This is a genomic window from Sphingomonas sp. PvP018 (genome assembly GCF_017876865.1).
Classification (GTDB): domain Bacteria; phylum Pseudomonadota; class Alphaproteobacteria; order Sphingomonadales; family Sphingomonadaceae; genus Sphingomonas; species Sphingomonas aerolata.
In genome coordinates this window covers 1042501-1064352 of the sequence record NZ_JAGIOU010000001.1, presented here as the reverse complement: position 1 = coordinate 1064352, position 21852 = coordinate 1042501, and the positions used below count along the sequence as shown (strand labels likewise).

Annotated in this window: 16 protein-coding genes (1 of these 16 only partly in view); 13 read left to right on the top strand and 3 right to left on the bottom strand. The window is 65.7% G+C overall.

Translation table 11 applies throughout. The features are described from left to right. Positions 1-378: 378 nt before the first annotated feature. Complete coding sequence (dnaE, locus tag J3A66_RS04420; protein WP_209567435.1) at positions 379-3936, top strand: DNA polymerase III subunit alpha; 3558 nt, start codon at positions 379-381, stop codon at positions 3934-3936. 18 nt (positions 3937-3954) lie between these two features. After that, positions 3955-5547, top strand: a complete 1593-nt coding sequence (locus J3A66_RS04415) for a long-chain fatty acid--CoA ligase (protein WP_209567434.1) — start codon at positions 3955-3957, stop codon at positions 5545-5547. Between the two features lie 7 nt (positions 5548-5554). On the opposite strand, the gene J3A66_RS04410 is transcribed toward J3A66_RS04415, so the two are convergent. Both J3A66_RS04410 and J3A66_RS04405 read right to left on the bottom strand, forming a co-directional pair. Beyond that, positions 5555-7333 (bottom strand): cation:proton antiporter, encoded by a 1779-nt coding sequence (locus J3A66_RS04410; protein ID WP_209567431.1) that lies wholly within the window; start codon positions 7331-7333, stop codon positions 5555-5557. 607 nt (positions 7334-7940) lie between these two features. Continuing rightward, on the bottom strand, positions 7941-9161 hold the full coding sequence (locus tag J3A66_RS04405) for an NADP-dependent isocitrate dehydrogenase (RefSeq protein WP_031394019.1): 1221 nt from the start codon (positions 9159-9161) through the stop codon (positions 7941-7943). Between the two features lie 196 nt (positions 9162-9357). On the opposite strand from J3A66_RS04405, the gene J3A66_RS04400 reads away from it, so the two are divergent. After that, on the top strand, positions 9358-10086 hold the full coding sequence (locus J3A66_RS04400; protein ID WP_031440639.1) for a phosphatidylserine decarboxylase: 729 nt from the start codon (positions 9358-9360) through the stop codon (positions 10084-10086). A 143-nt stretch (positions 10087-10229) separates the two neighbouring features. Continuing rightward, positions 10230-11018, top strand: a complete 789-nt coding sequence (gene pssA / locus J3A66_RS04395) for a CDP-diacylglycerol--serine O-phosphatidyltransferase (protein WP_209570393.1) — start codon at positions 10230-10232, stop codon at positions 11016-11018. A gap of 138 nt (positions 11019-11156) precedes the next feature. Here pssA and J3A66_RS04390 read toward each other — a convergent pair whose 3' ends face one another. After that, a complete protein-coding gene (locus J3A66_RS04390) occupies positions 11157-11399 on the bottom strand; it encodes a hypothetical protein (protein ID WP_244651776.1) in 243 nt (80 codons plus the stop codon). 325 nt (positions 11400-11724) lie between these two features. On the opposite strand from J3A66_RS04390, the gene rpsB reads away from it, so the two are divergent. The 9 genes from rpsB to bamA all read left to right on the top strand — a co-directional run. Next, positions 11725-12576, top strand: a complete 852-nt coding sequence (rpsB, locus tag J3A66_RS04385) for a 30S ribosomal protein S2 (RefSeq protein WP_031394210.1) — start codon at positions 11725-11727, stop codon at positions 12574-12576. Between the two features lie 90 nt (positions 12577-12666). Next, positions 12667-13599 carry a translation elongation factor Ts gene (tsf, locus tag J3A66_RS04380; protein WP_056405630.1) on the top strand — a complete coding sequence of 311 codons (933 nt, stop codon included), beginning with the start codon at positions 12667-12669 and terminating at the stop codon, positions 13597-13599. A gap of 409 nt (positions 13600-14008) precedes the next feature. Beyond that, positions 14009-14737 carry a UMP kinase gene (pyrH, locus tag J3A66_RS04375; RefSeq protein WP_031394212.1) on the top strand — a complete coding sequence of 243 codons (729 nt, stop codon included), beginning with the start codon at positions 14009-14011 and terminating at the stop codon, positions 14735-14737. Position 14738: 1 nt separating this feature from the next. After that, positions 14739-15296, top strand: coding sequence for a ribosome recycling factor (gene frr / locus J3A66_RS04370; protein ID WP_031394213.1), 558 nt, complete (start codon positions 14739-14741; stop codon positions 15294-15296). A gap of 71 nt (positions 15297-15367) precedes the next feature. Further along, complete coding sequence (locus J3A66_RS04365; protein ID WP_037533279.1) at positions 15368-16060, top strand: isoprenyl transferase; 693 nt, start codon at positions 15368-15370, stop codon at positions 16058-16060. A 65-nt stretch (positions 16061-16125) separates the two neighbouring features. After that, a complete protein-coding gene (locus tag J3A66_RS04360; protein ID WP_031394215.1) occupies positions 16126-16881 on the top strand; it encodes a phosphatidate cytidylyltransferase in 756 nt (251 codons plus the stop codon). Continuing rightward, positions 16878-18035 carry a 1-deoxy-D-xylulose-5-phosphate reductoisomerase gene (locus J3A66_RS04355; protein ID WP_209567407.1) on the top strand — a complete coding sequence of 386 codons (1158 nt, stop codon included), beginning with the start codon at positions 16878-16880 and terminating at the stop codon, positions 18033-18035. The genes J3A66_RS04360 and J3A66_RS04355 overlap by 4 nt, the downstream gene beginning before the upstream one ends. Beyond that, on the top strand, positions 18032-19165 hold the full coding sequence (gene rseP / locus J3A66_RS04350) for an RIP metalloprotease RseP (protein ID WP_209567405.1): 1134 nt from the start codon (positions 18032-18034) through the stop codon (positions 19163-19165). Before J3A66_RS04355 ends, rseP begins: the two co-directional genes overlap by 4 nt. A gap of 118 nt (positions 19166-19283) precedes the next feature. Beyond that, positions 19284-21852: the 5' portion of an outer membrane protein assembly factor BamA gene (bamA, locus tag J3A66_RS04345; protein WP_209570392.1), read on the top strand. The gene runs 152 nt beyond the window's last position; only the first 2569 of its 2721 coding nucleotides appear in the window; it begins with the start codon at positions 19284-19286; its stop codon lies off the right edge, out of view.

The following is a 21852-nucleotide window of genomic DNA, read 5'->3' as shown; positions in this document are numbered from 1 at the left end:
GGTGCTTGTGGGGAGCACCCGCACCACAAGACTGTTCCCCCGCGAAGGCAGGGACTCAGCCCGGACTCCCACCTCCTTTCCTACCACCCCGGCGAAGGCCGGGGCCCAGTTGGAAAGGTCGCAGTAACGAAGCGCAGACCTCAGTCAGCAACGTCCCCCACCTGGCCCCCGGCCTCCGCCGGGGTGGTATTTGTAGGCAGCACCCGCACCACAAGACTGTTCCCCCGCGAAGGCGGGGGCCCAGACTGGACTCCCGCCTTCGCGGGAGAACAGCCTCGAACCACAAACCCACACCCCCACCTCAACTCATCGCGTCCCACCCCGCACCCCCCGCCATCGCGTCTGGTCGAATCACGCCGCAACGCCTACCTCTGACCCATGCATTCCGGTTACGTCCCGCTCCGCGTCTTTTCCTGCTACACCATGCTCGACGGTGCGATCGATCCCAAGGCGATCGCCAAGCAGGCGCGCGCGCTCGGCTTCCCCGCCGCCGCGCTGACCGACCGTAACGGGCTCTACGCCGCGATGGCCTATTCGGACGCCGCCAAGAAGGACGGCGTCCAGCCCGTCATCGGCGTGATGCTCGGCCTCAGCCGTCCCGACATGCCCGACGGCATCGCCACCCCGTTCGACTGGATCGCGCTCTACGCCCAGAACGCGAAGGGCTATGACAATCTGTGCGCGCTCGTTTCGATGGCGCATCTCGATCGCCCGATCGAGATGCCCGCGCATGTCGATTTCGCCGCCCTCGAACGCCATGCCGACGGGCTGATCGCGCTGACCGCAGGCGGCGAGGGCGGTCTCGCCCGGCTGTTCGCGGAAGGTCAGCCCGACCGCGCCCGCGCCTATCTCGACCGCCTCCAGCACCTGTTCGACGACCGTCTCTACATCGAACTCTCACGCCGCGGCGACGCGACCGAGATCGCCGCCGAGGACGCGCTGATCGACATCGCCTACGACCGCAACCTGCCGCTCGTCGCGACCAACCCGTGCTGCTTCACCGAAAGCGCGTTTGGCGACGCGCACGACGCCATGCTCTGCATCGCGCATTCGACCTATGTCGAGACCGAGGACCGCATCCGCAGTTGCCCCGAAGCGTGGATGAAGCCCGCGCCGGTGATGCACGAGATGTTCGCCGACCTGCCCGAGGCGATCGCCAACACGCTGGTCGTAGCCCAGCGCTGCGCGGTCATGGCGCCCTACCGCAAGCCGATCCTCCCCAGCCTCGCCGGCGATATCGAAGGCGAGGCGAAACTGCTCCGCGACGACGCCGAGGCCGGGCTTGAGGCGCGTCTCGCGCGCATCACCGAACTCCACGGAGAGGCCGAGGACGGCTGGCGCGACGTCTATCGCGCGCGCCTCGCCTTCGAGGTCGACGTCATCGTCCAGATGGGCTTTCCCGGCTATTTCCTGATCGTCGCCGACTTCATCAAATGGGCGAAGGATCACGACATTCCGGTCGGTCCGGGCCGTGGTTCGGGCGCAGGCTCGGTCGTCGCCTGGGCGCTGACCATCACCGATCTCGACCCGATCAAGCTCGGCCTGCTGTTCGAGCGCTTCCTGAACCCCGAACGCGTGTCGATGCCCGATTTCGACATCGACTTCTGCGAAACCCGCCGCGGCGAGGTGATCCGCTACGTCCAGGAGAAATACGGCCGCGACCAGGTCGCGCAGATCATCACCTTCGGTAAGCTGAAGGCGCGCGCGGTGTTGAAGGATACCGGCCGCGTGCTGCAGATGAGCTATGGCCAGATCGACCGGCTGGCAAAGCTCGTCCCCAACCACCCGACCGATCCCTGGACGCTGGAGCGCGCGCTGAACGGCGTCGGCGAGCTCGCCAAGGAATATGCCAACGACAATGGCGTGCGAAAGCTGCTCGATCTGGCGATGAAGCTGGAGGGGTTGCCGCGGCACTCGTCGACCCACGCCGCGGGCGTGGTGATCGGCGACCGCCCGCTCGCGCAGCTCGTGCCGCTCTACCGCGATCCGCGTTCGGACATGCCCGTCACGCAGTTCGACATGAAATATGTCGAGGGCGCAGGCCTCGTGAAGTTCGACTTTCTCGGGCTCAAGACGCTCTCGGTGCTGCAGAAGGGCGTGCAATTGCTCGCCAAGCGCGGGATCAAGGTCGATCTCGACGCGCTCGAATGGGATGACGCCGGCGTCTACGCGCTGCTTCAGAAGGGCGACACGGTCGGCGTGTTCCAGCTCGAATCGGAGGGCATGCGCCGCACGCTGTCCGCGGTGCGCCCGTCCAACTTCGGCGACATCATCGCGCTCGTCTCGCTCTACCGACCGGGCCCGATGGACAATATCCCGTCGTTCGGCCGCCGCAAGAACGGCACCGAGACGATCGAATATCCGCACCCCGCGCTCGAATCGATCCTGTCGGAGACCTACGGGATCTTCGTCTACCAGGAACAGGTCATGCAGGCCGCGCAGATCCTCGCGGGCTTCTCGCTCGGCGGCGCCGATCTGCTGCGCCGCGCGATGGGCAAGAAGATCAAGGCCGAGATGGACGCGCAGCGCGCGATCTTCGTCGAGGGCTGCGCCAAGGTGAACAACATCCCGAAGGCGAAGGCCAACGAGCTGTTCGATTTGATCGACAAGTTCGCGGGCTACGGCTTCAACAAGAGCCACGCCGCCGCCTATGCGCTGCTCGCCTATCAGACTGCGTGGCTGAAGGCGCATCACCCGCACGAATTCTTCGCTGCGTCGATGTGCTACGACCTGCACCAGACCGACAAGCTCGCGATCTTCACCGACGACATGCGTCGCCTCGGCATCGCCACGCTGCCGCCCTGCATCAATGCCAGCCAGGCCGAGTTCGACGTCGAGGTGCTGCCCGACACCGAGGAAGAAGACTGTTCACCCGCGAAGGCGGGTGCCCAGACTGGGTCCCCGCCTTCGCGGGGAACCAATCTGGCGGTCCGCTATGCGCTCGGCGCGCTGAAGAGCGTGGGCGAAGGCGCGATGGAGAAGCTCATCGTCGAGCGCGTCCAGAACGGCCCGTTTGCCGGGCTCGACGATCTCGCCAAGCGCGTCGACCCGCGCCTGCTCAACAAGCGCCAGCTCGAGACGCTCGCCGCCGCGGGCGCGTTCGACGGGTTCGAGCCCAACCGCGCCGGCATCCACGCCACCGCCGAGACGATCCTCGCGATCGCCGCCCGCACCCACGCCGCCAAGACCAGCGGGCAGGGCGGTCTGTTCGGCGATGCCGAGCCCGCGGGCGACGCGATCAAGCTGCCGCCCTCGGTCCGCTGGACGCTCAGCCAGCGCATGGACCAGGAGAAGGAGGCGTTCGGCTTCTATTTCTCCGCGCACCCGGTTGACCGCCACCGCCACATCGCCAACAGCCACGGCGCACGCGCCTATACCGCCTTGTCGGAGCTCAACATTCCCGACGACGGCAGCCGCGCCGGCGCGACGATGGCGGTGCTGGTCGAGGATGCGCGCTATCGCACCTCCGCGCGCGGCAAGCGCTTCATGATGGCGCAATGCTCGGACGCCAGCGGCCAGTTCATGGCGACCTGTTTCGACGATCAGGTCTCGAAGGATCTCGAGGACGCCGCCAAGGCGGGCGGCTGCGGGCTCATCACCGTCGAGCTCGACCGCAAGCCCGGCGAGGACACGCCGCGCGTCAGCATCAAGCGGATCCAGCCGTTCGAGGGGCTCGCCAATATCGCGCGCTTCCAGGTCGTCGTGACCATCTCGGACATGGCCGCCTTCGCCGGGCTCGCGTCCTTGCTCGCCGATCACCGCGGCGCGCGCGGCGAGGTGCGCGTCCGCGCGATGCTCCCCGACGGCGAGGTCAGCATCCTGCTCGGCCGCGATTTCCTGCTCGACGGCGAGCTTGCAGAGCACATCGAGTCGTTGCACGGTGTGACAAAGGTGGAGCTCAAGACCTCGGAAACGCGGCTGGCTCTCGTCGGATAACAGCTTGGGAGAGCGGGAATGCTGGGTGGAATGCAGGACTTCGAGCTTCGCGTCCCCCGGCTGATCGACCATGCCGCGCGCGAGCACGGGCGGCGCGAGATCGTCAGCTACTGGGCGGACGGCCGCGAGACCCGCACCGACTGGTCCGGCATCGCACGCGACGCGAAGAAGCTCGCGCAAGCGCTTGAGAAGCTTGGCGTCCGTCCCGGCGACCGGGTCGCAACGCTGGCGATGAACCATGCACACCACCTCGTCGCCTGGTATGGCACGATCGGGATGGGCGGGGTGATCCACACGATCAACCCGCGGCTGTTCGACGAACAGCTCGTCTATATCGCCAACCACGCCGAAGACCGCGTGATGCTCTACGACAAGGCCTTCCAGCCGATCGTCGACCGGCTGCGCGGCCACTGGTCCAGCATCCGCCATTATGTCTGTTTCGACGATCTCGGCCCCGACGGCTTCCGCGTGCTGCTCGACGAGCAGGACGGCGACTATGTCTGGGTCGAGGGGCCGGAGCGCGATCCGTGCATGCTCTGCTATACCAGCGGCACCACCGGCAATCCCAAGGGCGTGCTCTACACGCACCGCTCGACGCTGATCCACGCGATGGCGGAGGTCGCGCCCTGGGTGTTCGATCTGTCCCCCAGCGCGGTCGTGCTGCCCGTCGTGCCGATGTTCCACGCCGCCGCCTGGGGGCTGCCCTTCGCCTGCGCGCTGTCGGGGGCGAAGGTGGTCTATTCGGCGATCAACGATCCGGGCGTGCTGTGCCGGCTCATGAACCAGGAGCATGTGACGCATTCGGCGGGCGTGCCGACCGTCTGGCTTGCGCTGTTCGGGCATATCGACGCGACCGGCGAGGCACCCGAGCATCTGAATCTGGTGACGATCGGCGGCGCCGCGGCCCCGCGCGCGATGATCGACCGGATCATGACCATGGGCGCGTCGGTCAAGCATCTCTGGGGCATGACCGAGACCTCGCCGATCGGCACCGCGGGCTTCGCGCCGCCGCACTGGGACATGATGACGCATGACGAGAAGCTCGATCTCGTCACCAAGCAGGGCAGCGTCCCCTTCGGCATCGAACTGCGCATCATCGATGATCAGGGGCAGGTGCTGCCGCGCGACGGCTCGATCGCCGGCTCGCTCCAGGTCCGCGGCCCCTGGGTGGTGCAGCGCTATTTCGGCGCGGATGCCGACGCGGTCGACGCGGAGGGCTGGTTCGACACCGGCGACGTCGCGATGCTCCACACCGACGGCACGATGCAGATCACCGACCGGTCGAAGGACGTCATAAAGTCGGGCGGTGAATGGATCAGCTCGGTCGATCTCGAAAATGCCGCGATCGGCTGCCCCGGCGTCGCGGAGGCCGCGGCGATCGGCATCCACCACCCCAAATGGGACGAGCGCCCGCTGCTGATCGTCGTCCGCAAGCCCGGCAGCACCGTCACCGACACCGCGATCCGCGATCATCTGGCCCGGCACGTCGCCAAATGGTGGCTCCCCGACGCGATCGTCTTCGTCGACGAACTGCCCCACACCGCGACGGGAAAACTTCTGAAAACCGCACTGCGCGAACGGTTCAGGGACTTCACCCTCACCGACGCCTGACGCCCCCTTAAACCTTCCGCGGCGTCCGCTTGGCCTTGCGGACCCGCGGCTCGACCAGCATGTCCGCCGCGGCCTTGATCTCCTGCCGCAGCTCGTCGCGCTTCTCGTGGATCGACGCGATCACCGGCCCCATTGCGACGCCCAGGTCGACCAGCACCGCCTCCGCCAGCTGCAGCGAGCTCTCCAGCGTCTCCGGCACCGCATCGGTCACGCCTGCGCGGTACAGCTCGGCGGCATGCGCGGTATCGCGCGCGCGCGCGACGATCGGCAAATTGGGCGCCAGCAGCCGCACCCGCCGCGTCAGCCGCACCGTCAGCACCGGGTCGTCCATCGTCAGGATCAGCGCCTTGGCGGTATCGAGCTTCAGCCGGTCGACCAGCTCGGGCCGCGCGACGTCGCCGAACAGCACCGGATGCCCCTGCGCTCGCGCGGCCTCGACCGAATCGATATCCGCCTCGACCGCGACATAGCGCTGGCCGTGCACCGCGAGCATGTCCGCGACCATCCGCCCGACCCGGCCGAAGCCGATCACCACCGTCCCCGGACCCTCCTCGTCGATCTCGATATCGCCCGCATCCGCGGTCGACCGGCTTTCCAGCTGACGCGACACGGTGCGGCCGAGCTTGGCGAGCAGCGGCGTGATCGTCAGCCCGATCGCGGTCACCGTCTGCCAGAAGCTCGCGGTCGACGGCAGGATCAGCTGCGCCTGTGCCGCGGTCGCCAGCACGATCAGCGTCGTCTCGGACGGGCTGCCCATCAGCAGCCCGGTCTCCGCCGCCACCCCGCGCCGCGAATTGGCGACGCGCAGGAACAGGAACGTCACGACCGCCTTGGTCGCCACCACCCCCGTCACCGCGAGCAGCAGCGACGGCCAGTTCTGCGCGATCAGCCGCAGGTCCAGGCTCATCCCCACCGTGATCAGGAACACGCCCAGCGCCAGCCCCTTGAACGGCGCGGTGATCACCTCGACCTCGCTGTGATATTCGGTCTCCGCGATCAGCAGCCCGGCGAGCAGCGCGCCGACGATCGGCGACAGCCCCGCCGCGGTCGTCGCCACGCTCGCCACGATCACCACCAGCAGCGACGCCGCCAGGAACAGCTCGGGGCTCTTGGTCCGCGCCGCCTGCCCGAACAGCCGCGGCAGGATCAGCCGCCCGCCGACATACATCGCCACCACCGTGGCCGCGCCGCGCAAGGCGACGCCCGCCAGGTTGCTCCACCCGTCCGCGGTCGCGGTCGGGGCGAGCGCCCCCAGCACGAAGATCAGCGGCACCAGCGCCAGATCCTCGAACAGCAGCATCGCAAACGCGCCGCGCCCGACCGCGCCGGTCGTCCCGACCAGCGGCAGCACCAGCGCGGTCGACGACAGCGCCAGCGCGAAGCCCAGCCCGATCGCGCCCGCCCAGCCTTGCCCGATGAAATGCAGCGCGACCGCGATGATCATCGCCGACCCGATCAGCTCGGCCGCCCCGGTCCCGAACACCAGCCGCTTCATCGACCAGAGCCGTCGGAACGACAGCTCGAGCCCGATCGAGAACAGCAGCAGGATGATCCCGAACTCGGCGAACGGCTCGATCGCCTCGGGGTTGGAGATCGTCAGGTAATAGAGCCACGGCACCGCCCCGGTGAGCGACCCCAGCCCGGCCGGCCCGACCAGCAGCCCGACCAGGATGAACCCGATCACCGGACTGACCCTGAACCGCGCAAACGCCGGGATCACCAGCCCCGCCGCCCCGAGAATGACGAGTGTGTCGCTGAAACCCTGATTGTCGAGCCGTAATGCCATCCCCCGACCTTAGGCGACGCCTCCCCGATTCGTCAGGGAATAATACCGCCCCACCGCCCGCGCGGTTCGTGCTCCTGAGAGCGGCGGGCGGGGGGGGGGGGCGAGCCGGGCCGAGCAATGCCGGGCATGGTACACCGACACCCACCCCCGACCGTCATCCTGACGAAAGTCAGGATCCAGAGCCAAGCCGCGCGCCGCCTGTAACCCTGGGTCCTGACGTTCGTCAGGATGACGGCGGCGGCGGGGCACAGGGCGGGGCGGGAGCAAGCAGCGATTGACCAGCGCGGACCGAAGCTGTGCAAGCCAAGCAGAGCCCGTCCGCAGCTTCCCACGCCCCACCCCCCAACCGTCATCCTGACGAAAGTCAGGATCCAGAGCCAAGCAGCGCGGCGCGCGTAACCCTGGGTCCTGACTAACGTCAGGATGACGGCGGAGAGGGCTGGGACCGGAAAGCTAAAGCAGGGGAGTTGGAGAGCCGGGCGGGCCTTGGACGCCGGGCCGGCCGAGCCTCGCAGCGCCGTGAGCGCGCGGCGTCACGGAAGGCCGCCACCACCCCAACCCGCACCCAAAAAAAAAGGCCCCTCCCGTTTCCGGGAGGGGCCGTCCGTCACGCCCAGTTGGCCATTTCGGCTTCGAGGTTCGAGCGGACCTGCTCGAAGAACTGCTCGGTCGTCATCCAGGGCTGGTCGGGCCCGATCAGGATCGCGAGATCCTTGGTCATGTGGCCGTTCTCGACCGTCTGGACGCAGACGCGCTCGAGCGTCTCGGCGAACTTCGTCACGTCGGGCGTGTCGTCGAACTTGCCGCGATACTTCAGGCCACCGGTCCAGGCGAAGATCGACGCGATCGGGTTGGTCGAGGTCGCCTTGCCCTGCTCGTGCATGCGGAAGTGGCGCGTGACCGTGCCGTGCGCGGCTTCGGCCTCGACGGTCTTGCCGTCCGGGGTCAGCAGGATCGAGGTCATGAGACCCAGCGAGCCGAAGCCCTGGGCGACCTGGTCCGACTGGACGTCGCCGTCATAGTTCTTGCACGCCCACACGAACTCGCCGTTCCACTTCAGCGCCGACGCGACCATGTCGTCGATCAGGCGATGCTCGTAGACGATGCCCGCTTCCTTGAACTTGTCCTTGAATTCGCTCTCGAAAACCTCGGCGAAGAGGTCCTTGAAGCGGCCGTCATAGGCCTTCAGGATCGTGTTCTTGGTCGACAGGTACACCGGCCACTTCAGGTTCAGCCCGTAATGCATCGACGCGCGCGCGAAATCGCGGATCGAGTCGTCGAGATTGTACATCGCCATCGCGACGCCCGCCGACGGGAACTGGAACACTTCGCGGTCGATCGTCGCGCCGTCATCGCCTTCGAACACCAGGCGCAGCTTGCCGGGGCCGGGGACGAGGAAATCGGTCGCGCGATACTGGTCGCCGAACGCATGGCGGCCGACGACGATCGGGTGGGTCCAGCCCGGGATCAGGCGGGGGACGTTCTTGATCACGATCGGCTCGCGGAAGATCGTCCCGCCCAGGATGTTGCGGATCGTGCCGTTCGGCGACTTCCACATCTTCTTCAGGCCGAATTCGGTCACGCGCTGCTCGTCGGGCGTGATCGTCGCGCACTTGACCGCGACGCCGTGCTTCTGCGTGGCGAGCGCGCTGTCGATGGTCACCTGGTCGTCGGTCGCGTCGCGATGCTCGACGCCGAGATCGTAATAATCGAGCTGGATGTCGAGATACGGCTTGATCAGGCGCTCGCGGATCCATTCCCAGATGATCCGGGTCATCTCGTCGCCGTCGATCTCCACGATCGGATTCTTAACCTTGATCTTCGCCATATATCGTCCTTCGGGGGAGGGGGTTGGGGGAGCGTCTAGGGGAGCCGGCCCCGCCGATCAACCGTCGGGCGCGCCCCGATCGACTGCCGAATGTCGCGCGAAGCAACCTTGAGCAACCTCGCGCAACCCCCGGTCCTGTCGGGAAAAGGCTGTTCATCGTTGTATCGCGCGTCCGGCACGGATAGACCCGCACGCTATGGCATCGCTCGACAAGCCGCCCGTCACGACCTCCACGGTCAAATGGCGATTTCCCGCAGTCCATCCGGAAGGCTATAAGTACGTCGCCATCGCGACCGGCATCACATTGCTGCTGACGATGCTCAGCCATGTGCTGTTCTGGCCGATGGTCGGCGTCGTGATCTGGGTCGCGACCTTCTTCCGCGACCCCGTCCGCACCACGCCGCAGGGCGAGGGGCTGATCGTCGCCCCCGCCGACGGGCTGATCACGATGATCCAGCGCGTCCCCATCCCGCGCGAACTCGCCGGCGAGAATGGTCTGGGCGATGCACCGCTGGTGCGCGTGTCGATCTTCATGTCGGTGTTCGACGTGCACATCAACCGCACGCCGATCGCGGGGACGATCCGCCAAGTCGTCTATATCTCGGGCAAGTTCCTCAATGCCGATCTCGACAAGGCGTCCGAGGAAAATGAGCGCCAGCATTTCGTGGTCGAGGATCGCAACGGCATGCGGATCGGCTTCACCCAGATCGCCGGGCTCGTCGCGCGGCGCATCCTGGGCTTCGTCAAGGCGGGTGACATGGTCGCGGTCGGCCAGCGGATCGGGCTCATCCGATTCGGCAGCCGCGTCGACGTCTATCTTCCCGATCATGTCGTCCCCCAGGTCTGTCTCGGCCAGCGCAGCATTGCCGGCGAGACCGTGCTCGGCCGGGTCGGCGGCGTGCCCGTCGGCGGCATTGCCCAGTGATCGATGGTCCTGCGATCGATGGTCCTTCGAATGATCGACCAGAGCATGATGGTCCTTTGAATGATGGTCCGGTGAACGATCGGGACGGGACGTCTTACGGATCCGCCAGCCGCGCGGACGAGTCGCAGGCGGCGGGCCGCGCGATGCGGGCGCGCCGGCCGCGTCGCGGTCTGCCGCTCCGCGCGGTCGCACCCAACGCGGTCACCGCACTCGCCCTCTGCTCGGGTCTCAGTGGCGTCCGGTTCGCGATCGGCGGCCAATGGGAAAGCGCGGTCGCGATGATCATGGTCGCGGGCGTGCTCGACGGGCTCGACGGCCGGATCGCGCGCATGCTCCATGGCGAAAGCCGGTTCGGCGCGGAACTCGATTCGCTGTCCGATGCGATCTCCTTTGGTGTTGCGCCTGCACTGATCGTCTATCTCTGGTCGCTCGCCGCGCTGCCCCGAATGGGCTGGATCTGCGCATTGATTTTCGCCGTGTTCTGCGCGCTCCGCCTCGCGCGCTTCAATGCCAAGATCGACGAGAGCCATCAGCCGCACAAGTCCGCGGGCTTCCTGACCGGTGTGCCCGCGCCCGCCGGGGCAGGGCTCGCGCTCATGCCGATGTTCTTCTGGTTCTGGACCGACGAACCGTTCTTCGCCTCGCCCTATATCGTCGCACCCTGGATCGCGTTCGTCGCGCTGCTGATGGTGTCGAGTATCGCGACCTGGTCGTGGAGTTCGCTCAAGCTGCGTCGTAACGTCCGGTTCGAGGCGATCGCGCTCGTCGTCCTGCTCGGTGCCGCGCTCGTCAGCGCCCCCTGGCACACGCTCAGCCTCATCTGCCTTCTCTATATTGTGTCGATGCCGTTTAGCATCGCCAGCTATGCCAGGGTCCGCCGTCAGCGCGCCGGCGTCCGTAGCGGCGAAACATCCAACAAACCGGGTCTCTGATCCGGCCGATCTAGCCCCGGGACTGCTGGCCCGGGGCGGGCGATCGCCAGGCGGACCCCGTGTAATCCACAAAGCCGGCCACGCCCGCGGATCAATAAGGCGCCTGTCGATCAGGCGCCCAAGTCAAACCGCCAAAGTTCAGGCGGCGGCATTCCAGCGCTGCGACGGCTGCGGCATGCCGGTCGAAGACCAGCGGCGGACCGCGATCCGGCGCTCGGCGCGCGCGAGCGTCTGCAGCGGGGCGAAGGCCGGCTCGACATTGCCCGATGCCAGGCTGACGATGCGCGACCATTGCGGTGCGATCGACGACAGGATCACCGCGGTCGCGACTGCGAACGACCCCGAGAACACCATGAAGCTCACTATCATCATCCCGCTCATCTTCCCGCTCGCCTTCCCTGCAAATGCGAACATTGTGTTAAGGTTCGCAACACCCGGTCGAAAACATCGTTCCGTTCGTCGCATTTGGATCACCGCCGTTCCGGGGTGATTCTGCGCCGAGTCGAACCTCTGTTCTGTTCTGGCCCCGTTATGTTCTTATTGCGTTCTTTTGTCAAGTCGGCGGTAAGCCGTTGCATTTGGCGCGGTCCCCGGCTAAGGGCCGCGCCTCTAACCCCGCATGGGAGGCATCATAGCCCGGTGCGTTTCGGTCATTCGGCCGGCACGTCATCCGCTTCCCAGAGGCACAACCGGAAGGACATATCCTATGGCGGCACCAGTCGTCTCGATGCAGCAGCTCATTGAAACGGGCGCACATTTTGGTCACCAGACGCATCGCTGGAACCCCAAGATGAAGCCTTACATCTTCGGTGACCGCAACGGCGTCCACATCCTCGACCTCTCGCAGACCGTGCCGCTCTTCGCGCGCGCGCTCGAATTCGTCTCGTCGGCCGTCGCCGGCGGTGGCAAGGTCCTGTTCGTCGGCACCAAGCGCCAGGCGCAGGAGCCCGTCGCCGACGCCGCGCGTCGCGCAGGTCAGCACTTCGTCAACCATCGCTGGCTGGGCGGCATGCTCACCAACTGGAAGACCATCTCGGGTTCGATCAAGCGTTTGAAGACGCTTGAGGAAATGCTGTCGGGTGACACCGTCGGCCTGACCAAGAAGGAAGTCCTCCAGCTCACCCGCGAGAAGGACAAGCTCGAGCTTTCGCTCGGCGGCATCCGCGACATGGGCGGCATTCCTGACGTGATGTTCGTGATCGACGCGAACAAGGAAGAGCTGGCGATCAAGGAAGCCAACACGCTGGGTATTCCCGTCGTCGCGATCCTCGATTCGAACGTCTCGCCGGACGGCATCGCCTTCCCGGTTCCCGCGAACGACGACGCCGCGCGCGCCATCCGCCTCTACTGCGAAGCCATTGCAATCGCAGCGACTCGTGGTGGCCAGGAGCAGCAGCGCCGGACCGGTGCCGACATCGGTGCGATGGTCGAGCCGCCGAAGGAAGAGGCGATCGCCGAGCCGACCGTCGAGCCGACCGCCGACACGACGCAGGTTGCGGCGAATGCCGAGACCGCCGCAGAGTTCGCGGCCGAGGGTGAGCGCCAGATCGACGCATAAGCGTCGTCGCCGAACCGTCATGCGGGCGGGGTAGGGCATCTGGCCTTACCTCGCCCGCAACTACATTCAGACTAAAGAGGATTTACGGACATGGCTGATATCACGGCAGCAATGGTCAAGGATCTGCGCGAAAAGAGCGGCGCGGGCATGATGGACTGCAAGAAGGCGCTCAGCGAGAACGCCGGCGACATGGAGCAGGCGATGGACTGGCTGCGGACCAAGGGTCTTGCCGCCGCCGCCAAGAAGTCCAGCCGCACCGCGGCCGAGGGTCTCGTCGGCGTCGCCGTTTCGGGCACCAAGGGTGCTGCGGTCGAGGTCAACTCGGAGACCGATTTCGTCGCAAAGAACGATCAGTTCCAGTCGTTTGTCCGTGACGTGACGCAGATCGCGCTCGCCACCGGCGGCGACATCGACTCGCTCAAGACGCAGCCGATGCCATCGGGCAAGACCGTCGAGGAAGTCCTGACGAACAACGTCGCGACGATCGGCGAGAACCAGTCGCTGCGCCGTTCGCGCACGCTCGAAGTCAGCAAGGGTGCGGTCGTTCCGTACATCCACAACGCGGCATCGCCGGGCCTCGGCAAGATCGGCGTGCTCGTCGCGCTCGAATCGGAGGCGTCGGACGAAGTGCTCCAGACGCTCGGCAAGCAGCTCGCGATGCACATCGCAGCGGCGTTCCCGAAGGCGCTGAACGAGGCCGATCTCGACGAGGCCGAGATCGAGCGTGAGCGCGCGATCGCGACCGAGAAGGCCGCCGAATCGGGCAAGCCTGCTGATATCATTGCCAAGATGGTCGAAGGCGGCATCGCCAAGTACCGCAAGGAGCATGCTCTGGTCAGCCAGCTGTTCGTGATGGACGGCAAGACCAAGATCTCCGACGTCGTCGCCAAGGCCGGCAAGGATGCGGGCGCCGAGATCAAGCTGGTGGACTATGTCCGCTTCCAGCTCGGCGAAGGCATCGAGAAGGAACAGTCCGACTTCGCCGCCGAAGTCGCTGCCGCCTCGGGCGTTCCGCAGGCGTAACAACGCCCTCCCTCTCCCGTCCGGGGAGAGGGAAGGGGCCCACGGCCACTCGGCCGTGGGAAGGGTGAGGGGAGTGGCGAGGTCTCGAACCTCACGCCCCTCATCCGTCCCCTCTGGTCCACCGTCTCCCCGAGGGGAGAAGGATCGCGGAGTAACCGCGTACTACCCCGTCATCCCCGCGCAGACGGGGATCCAGGCCCTATGCAATCGGTGTTCGTTCGCGACGCCGCCCCCTTCCGGGCCTCCATCTCCGCGGAAATGACGGCATTTCCCCTCGCGCGCCCTCCTGCGGTCGACGATTTTCCGTCTCCTGACCGCTCAGAGTCCACACAGGCACGTCGCAGCGCTTCACATCCCCGGCCTCGCCGCCTAAGGTCCGCGCCGCCCCGCCAATCACAATTCGAGATTTATGACGCCTCCGCGCTTCAAACGCATTTTGCTCAAACTGTCGGGCGAAGTCCTGATGGGACCCGCCGGTCTTTCGATCGATCCCACCGTCACCGCACGTGTCGCCGGCGAGATCGCCGACGTCCGCGCCAAGGGCTATGAGATCTGCATCGTCGTCGGGGGTGGCAACATCTTCCGTGGCCTCGCCGCTGCCGCCAAGGGCTTCGAGCGCGCGACTGCCGATTATATGGGCATGCTCGCGACCGTGATGAACGCGCTCGCGGTGCAGAACGCGCTCGAGCAGATCGGCATCGACACGCGAGTCCAGTCGGCGATCCCGATGGCGAGCGTCTGCGAACCCTTCATCCGGCGTCGCGCCGAACGGCACCTCGAAAAGGGCCGTGTCGTGATCTTCGCCGCCGGTGTCGGCAGCCCCTATTTCACCACCGATTCGGGCGCCGCGCTGCGTGCTGCCGAGATGAAGTGCGACGCGCTGTTCAAGGGCACGTCGGTCGACGGCGTCTACAGCGCCGATCCGAAAAAGGACCCGGACGCAACGCGCTACGAGACGATCTCGTACAGCACGGTGCTGTCCGAGGACCTCAAGGTCATGGACGCGAGCGCGATCGCTCTGTGCCGTGACAATGATATCCCGATCGTCGTCTTCAACATCCGCGAACCCGGCAATCTTGCCGCGGTGCTGGCGGGTGATGGCGTGTCGACGATCGTCCAGAACGAGCAGGAGAGTTAAGATGGCAGCGTATGACAAGAGCGACCTGGAACGCCGCATGGCGGGTGCCGTCGAAGCGCTGAAGCATGATCTGGCCGGGCTTCGCACCGGCCGCGCGTCGACCGCGCTGCTCGATCCGGTGATGGTCACGGTCTACGGCTCGTCGATGCCGCTCAACCAGGTCGCGACCGTGTCGGCGCCGGAGCCGCGGATGCTGTCGGTGCAGGTCTGGGACAAGTCGAATGTCGGCCCGACCGACAAGGCGATCCGCTCCGCTGGGCTGGGTCTCAACCCGATCGTCGACGGTCAGACGCTGCGTCTGCCGATTCCCGATCTGACCGAGGAGCGTCGCAAGGAACTCGCCAAGCTCGCCGGCCAATATGCCGAAAAGGCCCGTATTGCAGTCCGTAACGTCCGCCGCGACGGGATGGATTCGCTGAAGGTCGACGAGAAGAAGGGCGTGTTCGGCGAGGACGAGCGCAAGCGTCACGAAGTCGAGGTGCAGAAGCTCACCGACAGCACGATCGCCGATCTCGATGCGACCGCGGGCGCCAAGGAAAAGGAAATCCTGGGCAAGTGAGGCCGCTTGGCGCTGCTTCGGCCGGAGCCTCCCAGGCTGCGTCGCTCGTCGCCGTTCCTGGGGGCGGCGCGGTGCCGCGTCATGTCGCGATCATCATGGACGGCAATGGGCGGTGGGCGAAGAAGCGCTTCCTCCCCCGCTTTGCCGGCCACAAGGCGGGCGTCGATGCGGTGCGAAACGTCACCCGCGCGGCGCGGGCGATGGGGATCGAGGCGCTGACGCTCTATGCGTTCTCGTCCGAAAACTGGCGCCGTCCTGCGGAAGAGGTCAGCGATCTCATGGGCTTGCTGCGGCATTTCATCCGCAGCGATCTCGATGAGCTGACGCGCGAGAATGTCCGTCTGCGCGTCATCGGTGACTATCATGCCTTTTCGCCCGATCTGGTCGCGATGGTCGATGATGCGATCGCGCGGACCGCGGCCAATACCGGTCCATTGCTCGCGATCGCGCTCAACTATGGCGCCCATGCCGAACTCGTGCTCGCGGCCCGCAGGCTTGCGGAACGCGCGCGCGACGGGGTGCTCGATCCGGCAAGCATCGACGCGGCGATGGTCGAGGGCGAACTCGACACGCGCGATCTTCCCCCGCTGGACCTGATGATCCGCACCTCGGGCGAACAACGCCTGTCGAATTTCCTGTTGTGGCAGGCGGCTTATGCCGAACTGCTGTTCGTCGACACGCTCTGGCCCGATTTCGATGGCGACGCGCTGGCCGAGGCCGTTGCGGCCTTTGGCGTGCGGCAACGCCGCTACGGTGGGCTGTGACGCTTACCGATCCCGAACGGGCTCCCGATCAGGCGCTTCGCACACCATCCAACCTCAAGCTCCGGATGATCGCGAGCGTCGGCATGATCGTCGTCGCGAGCATCGCGCTGACGCTGGGCGGCATCGCCTTCTGGCTGCTCGGCGTGGTGGCCGCGCTGTTCATGATGGCCGAATGGGCGATGCTGCAGGGCGCCGACGCGAAAACCAGGCGCATGACGCAGTTCGCGTTGTCCGTGCCGCTCGCGCTGATGGCGCCGGCCTCGCTGATCCTCGTCGTGCACGACTTCTTCACGCTCGGCCTGCTTGCCGGGGCGGCGTTCTTCGTCGTCATCACCACGCGTAAGCCTCCGCTGGCGCTCGGAATTATCTATTGCGGGCTACCCGTGCTCGCGCTGATGATCATCCGGCGTCAGGAGGACGGCGTGCTGCTGACGCTCTGGGCGCTGTCGCTGGTATGGGCGTGCGATATCGGCGCGTTCTTCACCGGACGCTCGCTCGGCGGACCCAAGCTTGCTCCCGTGATCAGCCCGAACAAGACCTGGTCGGGCCTGATTGGCGGCGTGGTGCTCGCGGGCATCGTTGCGGCGATCCTTCACGTTGAATATGCGCTGCCGTTCCACCTTGCGCTCGCCACGCCGTTTCTCGCGGCGCTGGCGCAGATGGGGGACCTGTACGAAAGCTGGTTGAAGCGCGTCGCAGGCGTCAAGGACAGCGGCAATACGCTGCCCGGGCATGGTGGCGTGATGGACCGTCTCGATGGGCTCGTCCCGGTCGCCCCGGTCGCGGCGTTACTCATCATGTTGCCGAGCTTATACTCATGAAAAGCGTCACGATACTCGGTGCGACCGGGTCGGTCGGTACGTCGACGCTCGATCTCGTCGAACGCGAGCCCGATCGTTTTCGCGTCGTCGCGCTGACCGCAAATTGTGACGTCGCGCGGCTCGCCGCGGCCGCGATCCGGACCCGCGCCGAATTCGCGGTGGTTGCCGACGAGCAGTGCCTGCCAGAGTTGCAGGCGGCACTGGCGGGCACCGGTGTCCGCGCCAGCGGTGGCCCCGACGCGATCGCCGAAGCCGCCGCATCGGGCGCCGACTGGACGATGGGGGCGATCGTTGGCTGTGCGGGCCTCAAGCCCGTCCTGTCGGCAATCGAGCAGGGCGGGACGGTCGTCATCGCGAACAAGGAGCCGCTGGTCTCCGCGGGCAACGTCATCTTGCGCGCAGCTGCGCGGTCCGGCGCGACCCTGCTCCCGGCGGATTCCGAGCATAACGCGATTTTCCAATGCTTTGATGCCGCGCGGCCCGAAGGCGTGCGGCGGATTATCCTGACGTGCAGCGGCGGGCCCTTCCGCGACTGGACGACCGATCAGATGCGCGGCGTGACGCTCGAACAGGCGGTCAAGCATCCCAACTGGTCGATGGGCGCCAAGATTTCGGTCGATTCGGCGACGATGATGAACAAGGGGCTCGAACTGATCGAGGCCGCCCGGCTGTTCCCGATCGCTCCCGACCGGATCGAGATCGTCATCCATGCGCAGTCGGTGATCCACAGCCTGGTCGACTATGTCGATGGCTCGGTTCTCGCACAGCTCGGCCCGCCCGACATGCGCACGCCGATCGCACATACCTTGGCCTGGCCCGACCGGATGGCGACACCGATGGCGCCGCTCGATCTCGTCGGCATCGGCCGACTCGATTTCGCAGCGCCCGATCCGGTCCGGTTTCCCGCATTGCGGCTGGCACGCGAAGCACTGGACGCGGGCGGGGCGCGCCCGGCGATCCTCAACGCGGCGAACGAGGTGGCGGTCGAAGCCTTTCTCAACCGCCGGATCGGCTTCCTCGAAATTGCCGCAATCGTGGAGGATACGCTGATACGCTACGATCCGGCCGCACCGGATAGCGTCGATGCCGTTCTGGCCATCGACGCCGACGCGCGGCGCCTTGCGAGCGAGCGTGTGAAGGATTGCGTGGTTTGATCGAAACGCCCGGTATCCTGTTGACGATCCTGTCCTTTATGCTCGTCATCGGACCGCTCGTGTTCGTTCACGAGATGGGCCATTATCTCGCTGGACGGATATTCGGGATCAAGGCCGACGCCTTTGCGATCGGGTTCGGCCGCGAGATCGCGGGCTTTACGGATCGTCGCGGCACACGCTGGAAATTCGGCTGGCTGCCGCTGGGTGGTTATGTGAAATTCGCCGGGGACATGACCCCGGCAAGCCAGCCTTCCGCTGAGTGGCTTGCCTTGCCTGCCGAGGAACGTCAGCGGACATTCCAGTCGAAACCGGTTTGGCAGCGCGCGATCGTCGTTGCCGCAGGCCCGGTGGTCAATTTCGTCGTCGCAATCGTCATCCTCGCCGGGTTCGCGCTCGCTTATGGTGACGTCCGGATGCCGCCGGTGATCGGGGCGACCGTTCCGGGCAGCGCGGCGGCACTCGTCGGTCTGCAACAGGGCGACCGGGTCACCGCGCTGGGCGGGCGTTCGGTCGAAACCTTCGACGACATGGCACGCTACGCCCGCATCCGTGCGGGAGAGCGCACCCGCATTGATGTACTGCGTGATGGACGACTGGTGTCGCGCGATGTCGTGATCGGTACCGAGCTACAGCGCGACCGGTTCGGGAATGAATATCGGATCGGCCGGCTCGGGATCGCCGGTGGCAAACCCATCGTCGTTCGCGTCGGCTTGCTCGAAGCACCGGCCGTCGCGGTGAAGCGGACGGGCGAGATCGTCTCGATGATGGTCGAGACGCTTGGCCAGGTGATTTCGGGCCGCCGCTCCGTCAAGGAACTCGGCGGACCGCTCAGTATCGCCAAGGTCTCGGGCGAGCAGATGTCGCTCGGCCTTGATGCCTATGTCTTTCTGATTGCGTTGGTGTCCATCAATCTGGGGTTCATCAACCTGCTGCCAGTGCCGATGCTTGATGGCGGACATTTGCTATTTTATGCGATAGAGGCAGTCCGGCGAAAGCCAGTCGGTCCCGACGTTCAGGAATGGGCGTATCGCGGCGGTCTTGCGGCGATCCTCGCACTGATGCTTCTCGTGACCTTCAACGATCTCGGCAATTTCGGGTTGTGGAAGAATCTGGCCGGCTTGATCGGCTGACGCGGTTAGGGCAGGGCGGGCGCGCCCTTGCGTATGCAAGTTTCTTGGGGTGGGTTTGGTGACAGCAATCAACGGTTACACTTTGGCGCGTAACGGCGCCCTGCTCCTGGCAGGTACGATGCTGTCCGGCGTGCCGGTCTGGGCACAGGTCGCGCCTACGGGGGCCGCGCCCGCGGCTCAGGCACGATCCGGTCCGCCGCGTGCACAGGCGGCTGCCCCTGCATATGCTCCTACAACGCCCGTAGCGGCGCCTGTATCCCAGACTCTGATCAAGACTTTGCGTGTCGAAGGCTCGCAGCGCATCGAGCCCGAGACGGTGCTGAGCTACACCAAGCTGCGCGTCGGCATTCCTTACACGGCCGAGACGCTCGATCAGGCGCTCAAGGACCTGCAGGCCAGCGACCTGTTTGCGGATTATTCGATCGCCGGGGTCGAGGACGGCAATATCGTCCTGCGTATTCGCGAGAATCCGATCATCAACCGCGTGATTCTAGAGGGCAACAAGGCGCTCAAGGCGGACAAGATCACCAAGGAGATCAGGCTCGCGCCGCGGCAGATCTTCACGCGGACCGCGGTCCGCCAGGACATCGCGCGGATCATCGAGCTGTATCGCCGGCAGGGCCGCTTCGCCGCGGTGGTCGATCCGAAGATGGTCAATCTCGACCAGAACCGCGTCGATGTCGTGTTCGAGATCAGCGAAGGCCCGAAATCCAAGGTCCGCCAGATCAACATCCTCGGCAACGAGGTGTTCTCGGACGACAAGATTCGCGGCCAGATGGCGACCAAGCAGGCGCGGCTGTTCCGCCTCCTGTCCTCGGCGACCAGCTACGACCAGGATCGTCTGAGCTATGACCAGCAGAAGCTGCGCCAGTTTTACCTGACCGAGGGCTATGCCGATTTCCGCGTCACGTCCGCGGTCGCTGAGCTGACGCCGGACAAGAAGGACTTCATCATCACGTACGTGGTGGAGGAGGGCAAGCGCTACAAGTTCGGTGACGTCACCGTCGACAGCCAGATCCGCGACTTCGACAACAAGAAACTTGCCTCGACGCTGCCGCTCAAGAAGGGCGAGTGGTATAACGCGAAGCTCGTCGAGGATTCGGTCGACAATCTGAGCCAGACCGCGGGCCTGTTCGGCTATGCGTTCACCGAGGTGAACCCGGAGTTCCAGAAGGACGTCGATACCCTGACCATGGGTATCAACTTCAACATCGCCGAAGCCAAGCGCACCTATGTCGAGCGGGTCGAGATCAACGGCAATTCGCAGACGCAGGACAAGGTCGTGCGTCGCGAGATCCGTCTTGCCGAGGGCGACGCGTTCAACAGCTTCCAGGTGAAGCGCTCGCAGGATCGCATCAACTCGCTCGGTTATTTCCAGGACAAGATGGAGATCAAGCAGACGCCGGGCTCCGCGCCCGATCGCGTGATCCTTGAAACCAATCTGGAAGAGCGCTCGACGGGCGAATTGCAGCTGTCGGCGGGCTATTCGAGTCTCGAGCGGTTCATCATTCAGGCGAACATCACGCAGCGCAATTTCCGCGGCAAGGGCCAGGAACTGCGCGCCGGCGTGAACTATTCGAGCTATTCCAAGTCGATCGAGCTTGGTTTCACCGAGCCCTATCTGTTCGACAAGAACATCGCGCTCGGTGGCGACATATTCCGGCGCGATTACAATTCTTTCAACTATGTCGGGAACGACCGCCAGACGACCTATTCACAGGTCTCGACGGGCTTCCAGATCCGTGCCGGCGTGCCGCTGACGGAGTTCTGGTCGCTGTCGGGCCGCTACGGCCTGTCCTATGACGAGGTCGGCCTCGATCAGGCCTCCTATTTCACCAACGGCGTCTGCGACCCGCTCAAGGCCGGGCGCTACCTCTGTGAGGCACTTGGCAATCGCTGGACGTCGTCGATCGGCTATTCGCTGATCTACGATACGCTGAACAGCCGTTTGCGCCCGACCGCCGGGCAGCGCTTCTCGTTCAGCCAGGACTTTGCCGGTCTGGGCGGCGACGTGAAGTATATCCGTACGCGCGCCGAAGGATCCAAATTCTGGAACCTCGGCAGCGGCTTTATCGGTTCGATCATCGCTGAGGGCGGCTATATCCACTCGCTTGAGAAGAGCCGTGGCGAAGGCGTCGATCGCGTCCGTATCACCGACCGCTTCTATCTCGGCGAGCCGCAATTCCGTGGTTTCGACATTCGCGGCGTCGGTCCGCGGGTCCTGCGCCAGCAATATGTCACTGCGGCCGATGGTACGCAGACCGTGGTGACCGATCGCAATCAGATCGTCGACGACGCGCTCGGCGGCCGGGCTTATTATCTGGCTCGTGCCGAAATCGAGATTCCGCTGGGCTCTGGCGCGCGCGAACTGGGGCTTCGCCCGACCATCTACGCGCAGATCGGCAGCCTGTTCGGCATCACCAAGCCATTGCCAACCGCGGTTTTCCCAACGTCGGTCGACGCGGCCGGCAATGTCACCGTGTTGCCGATCAACACGCCGCTGTTCGACAGCGCAGGCCGCCAGCTCTATTTCAACACCTACACGCCGACCGGCGCGACCGAAACGGCGCAGCGGGCGACGACGTGTCAGACGGGCTATTCCGATACGCTCGGCGGCGCCTGCGCGGGTGCCGAGGCCAATGTCATTGCGACCAGCGCGATTGCGCCGTTCAAGGAGACCTTCCTTG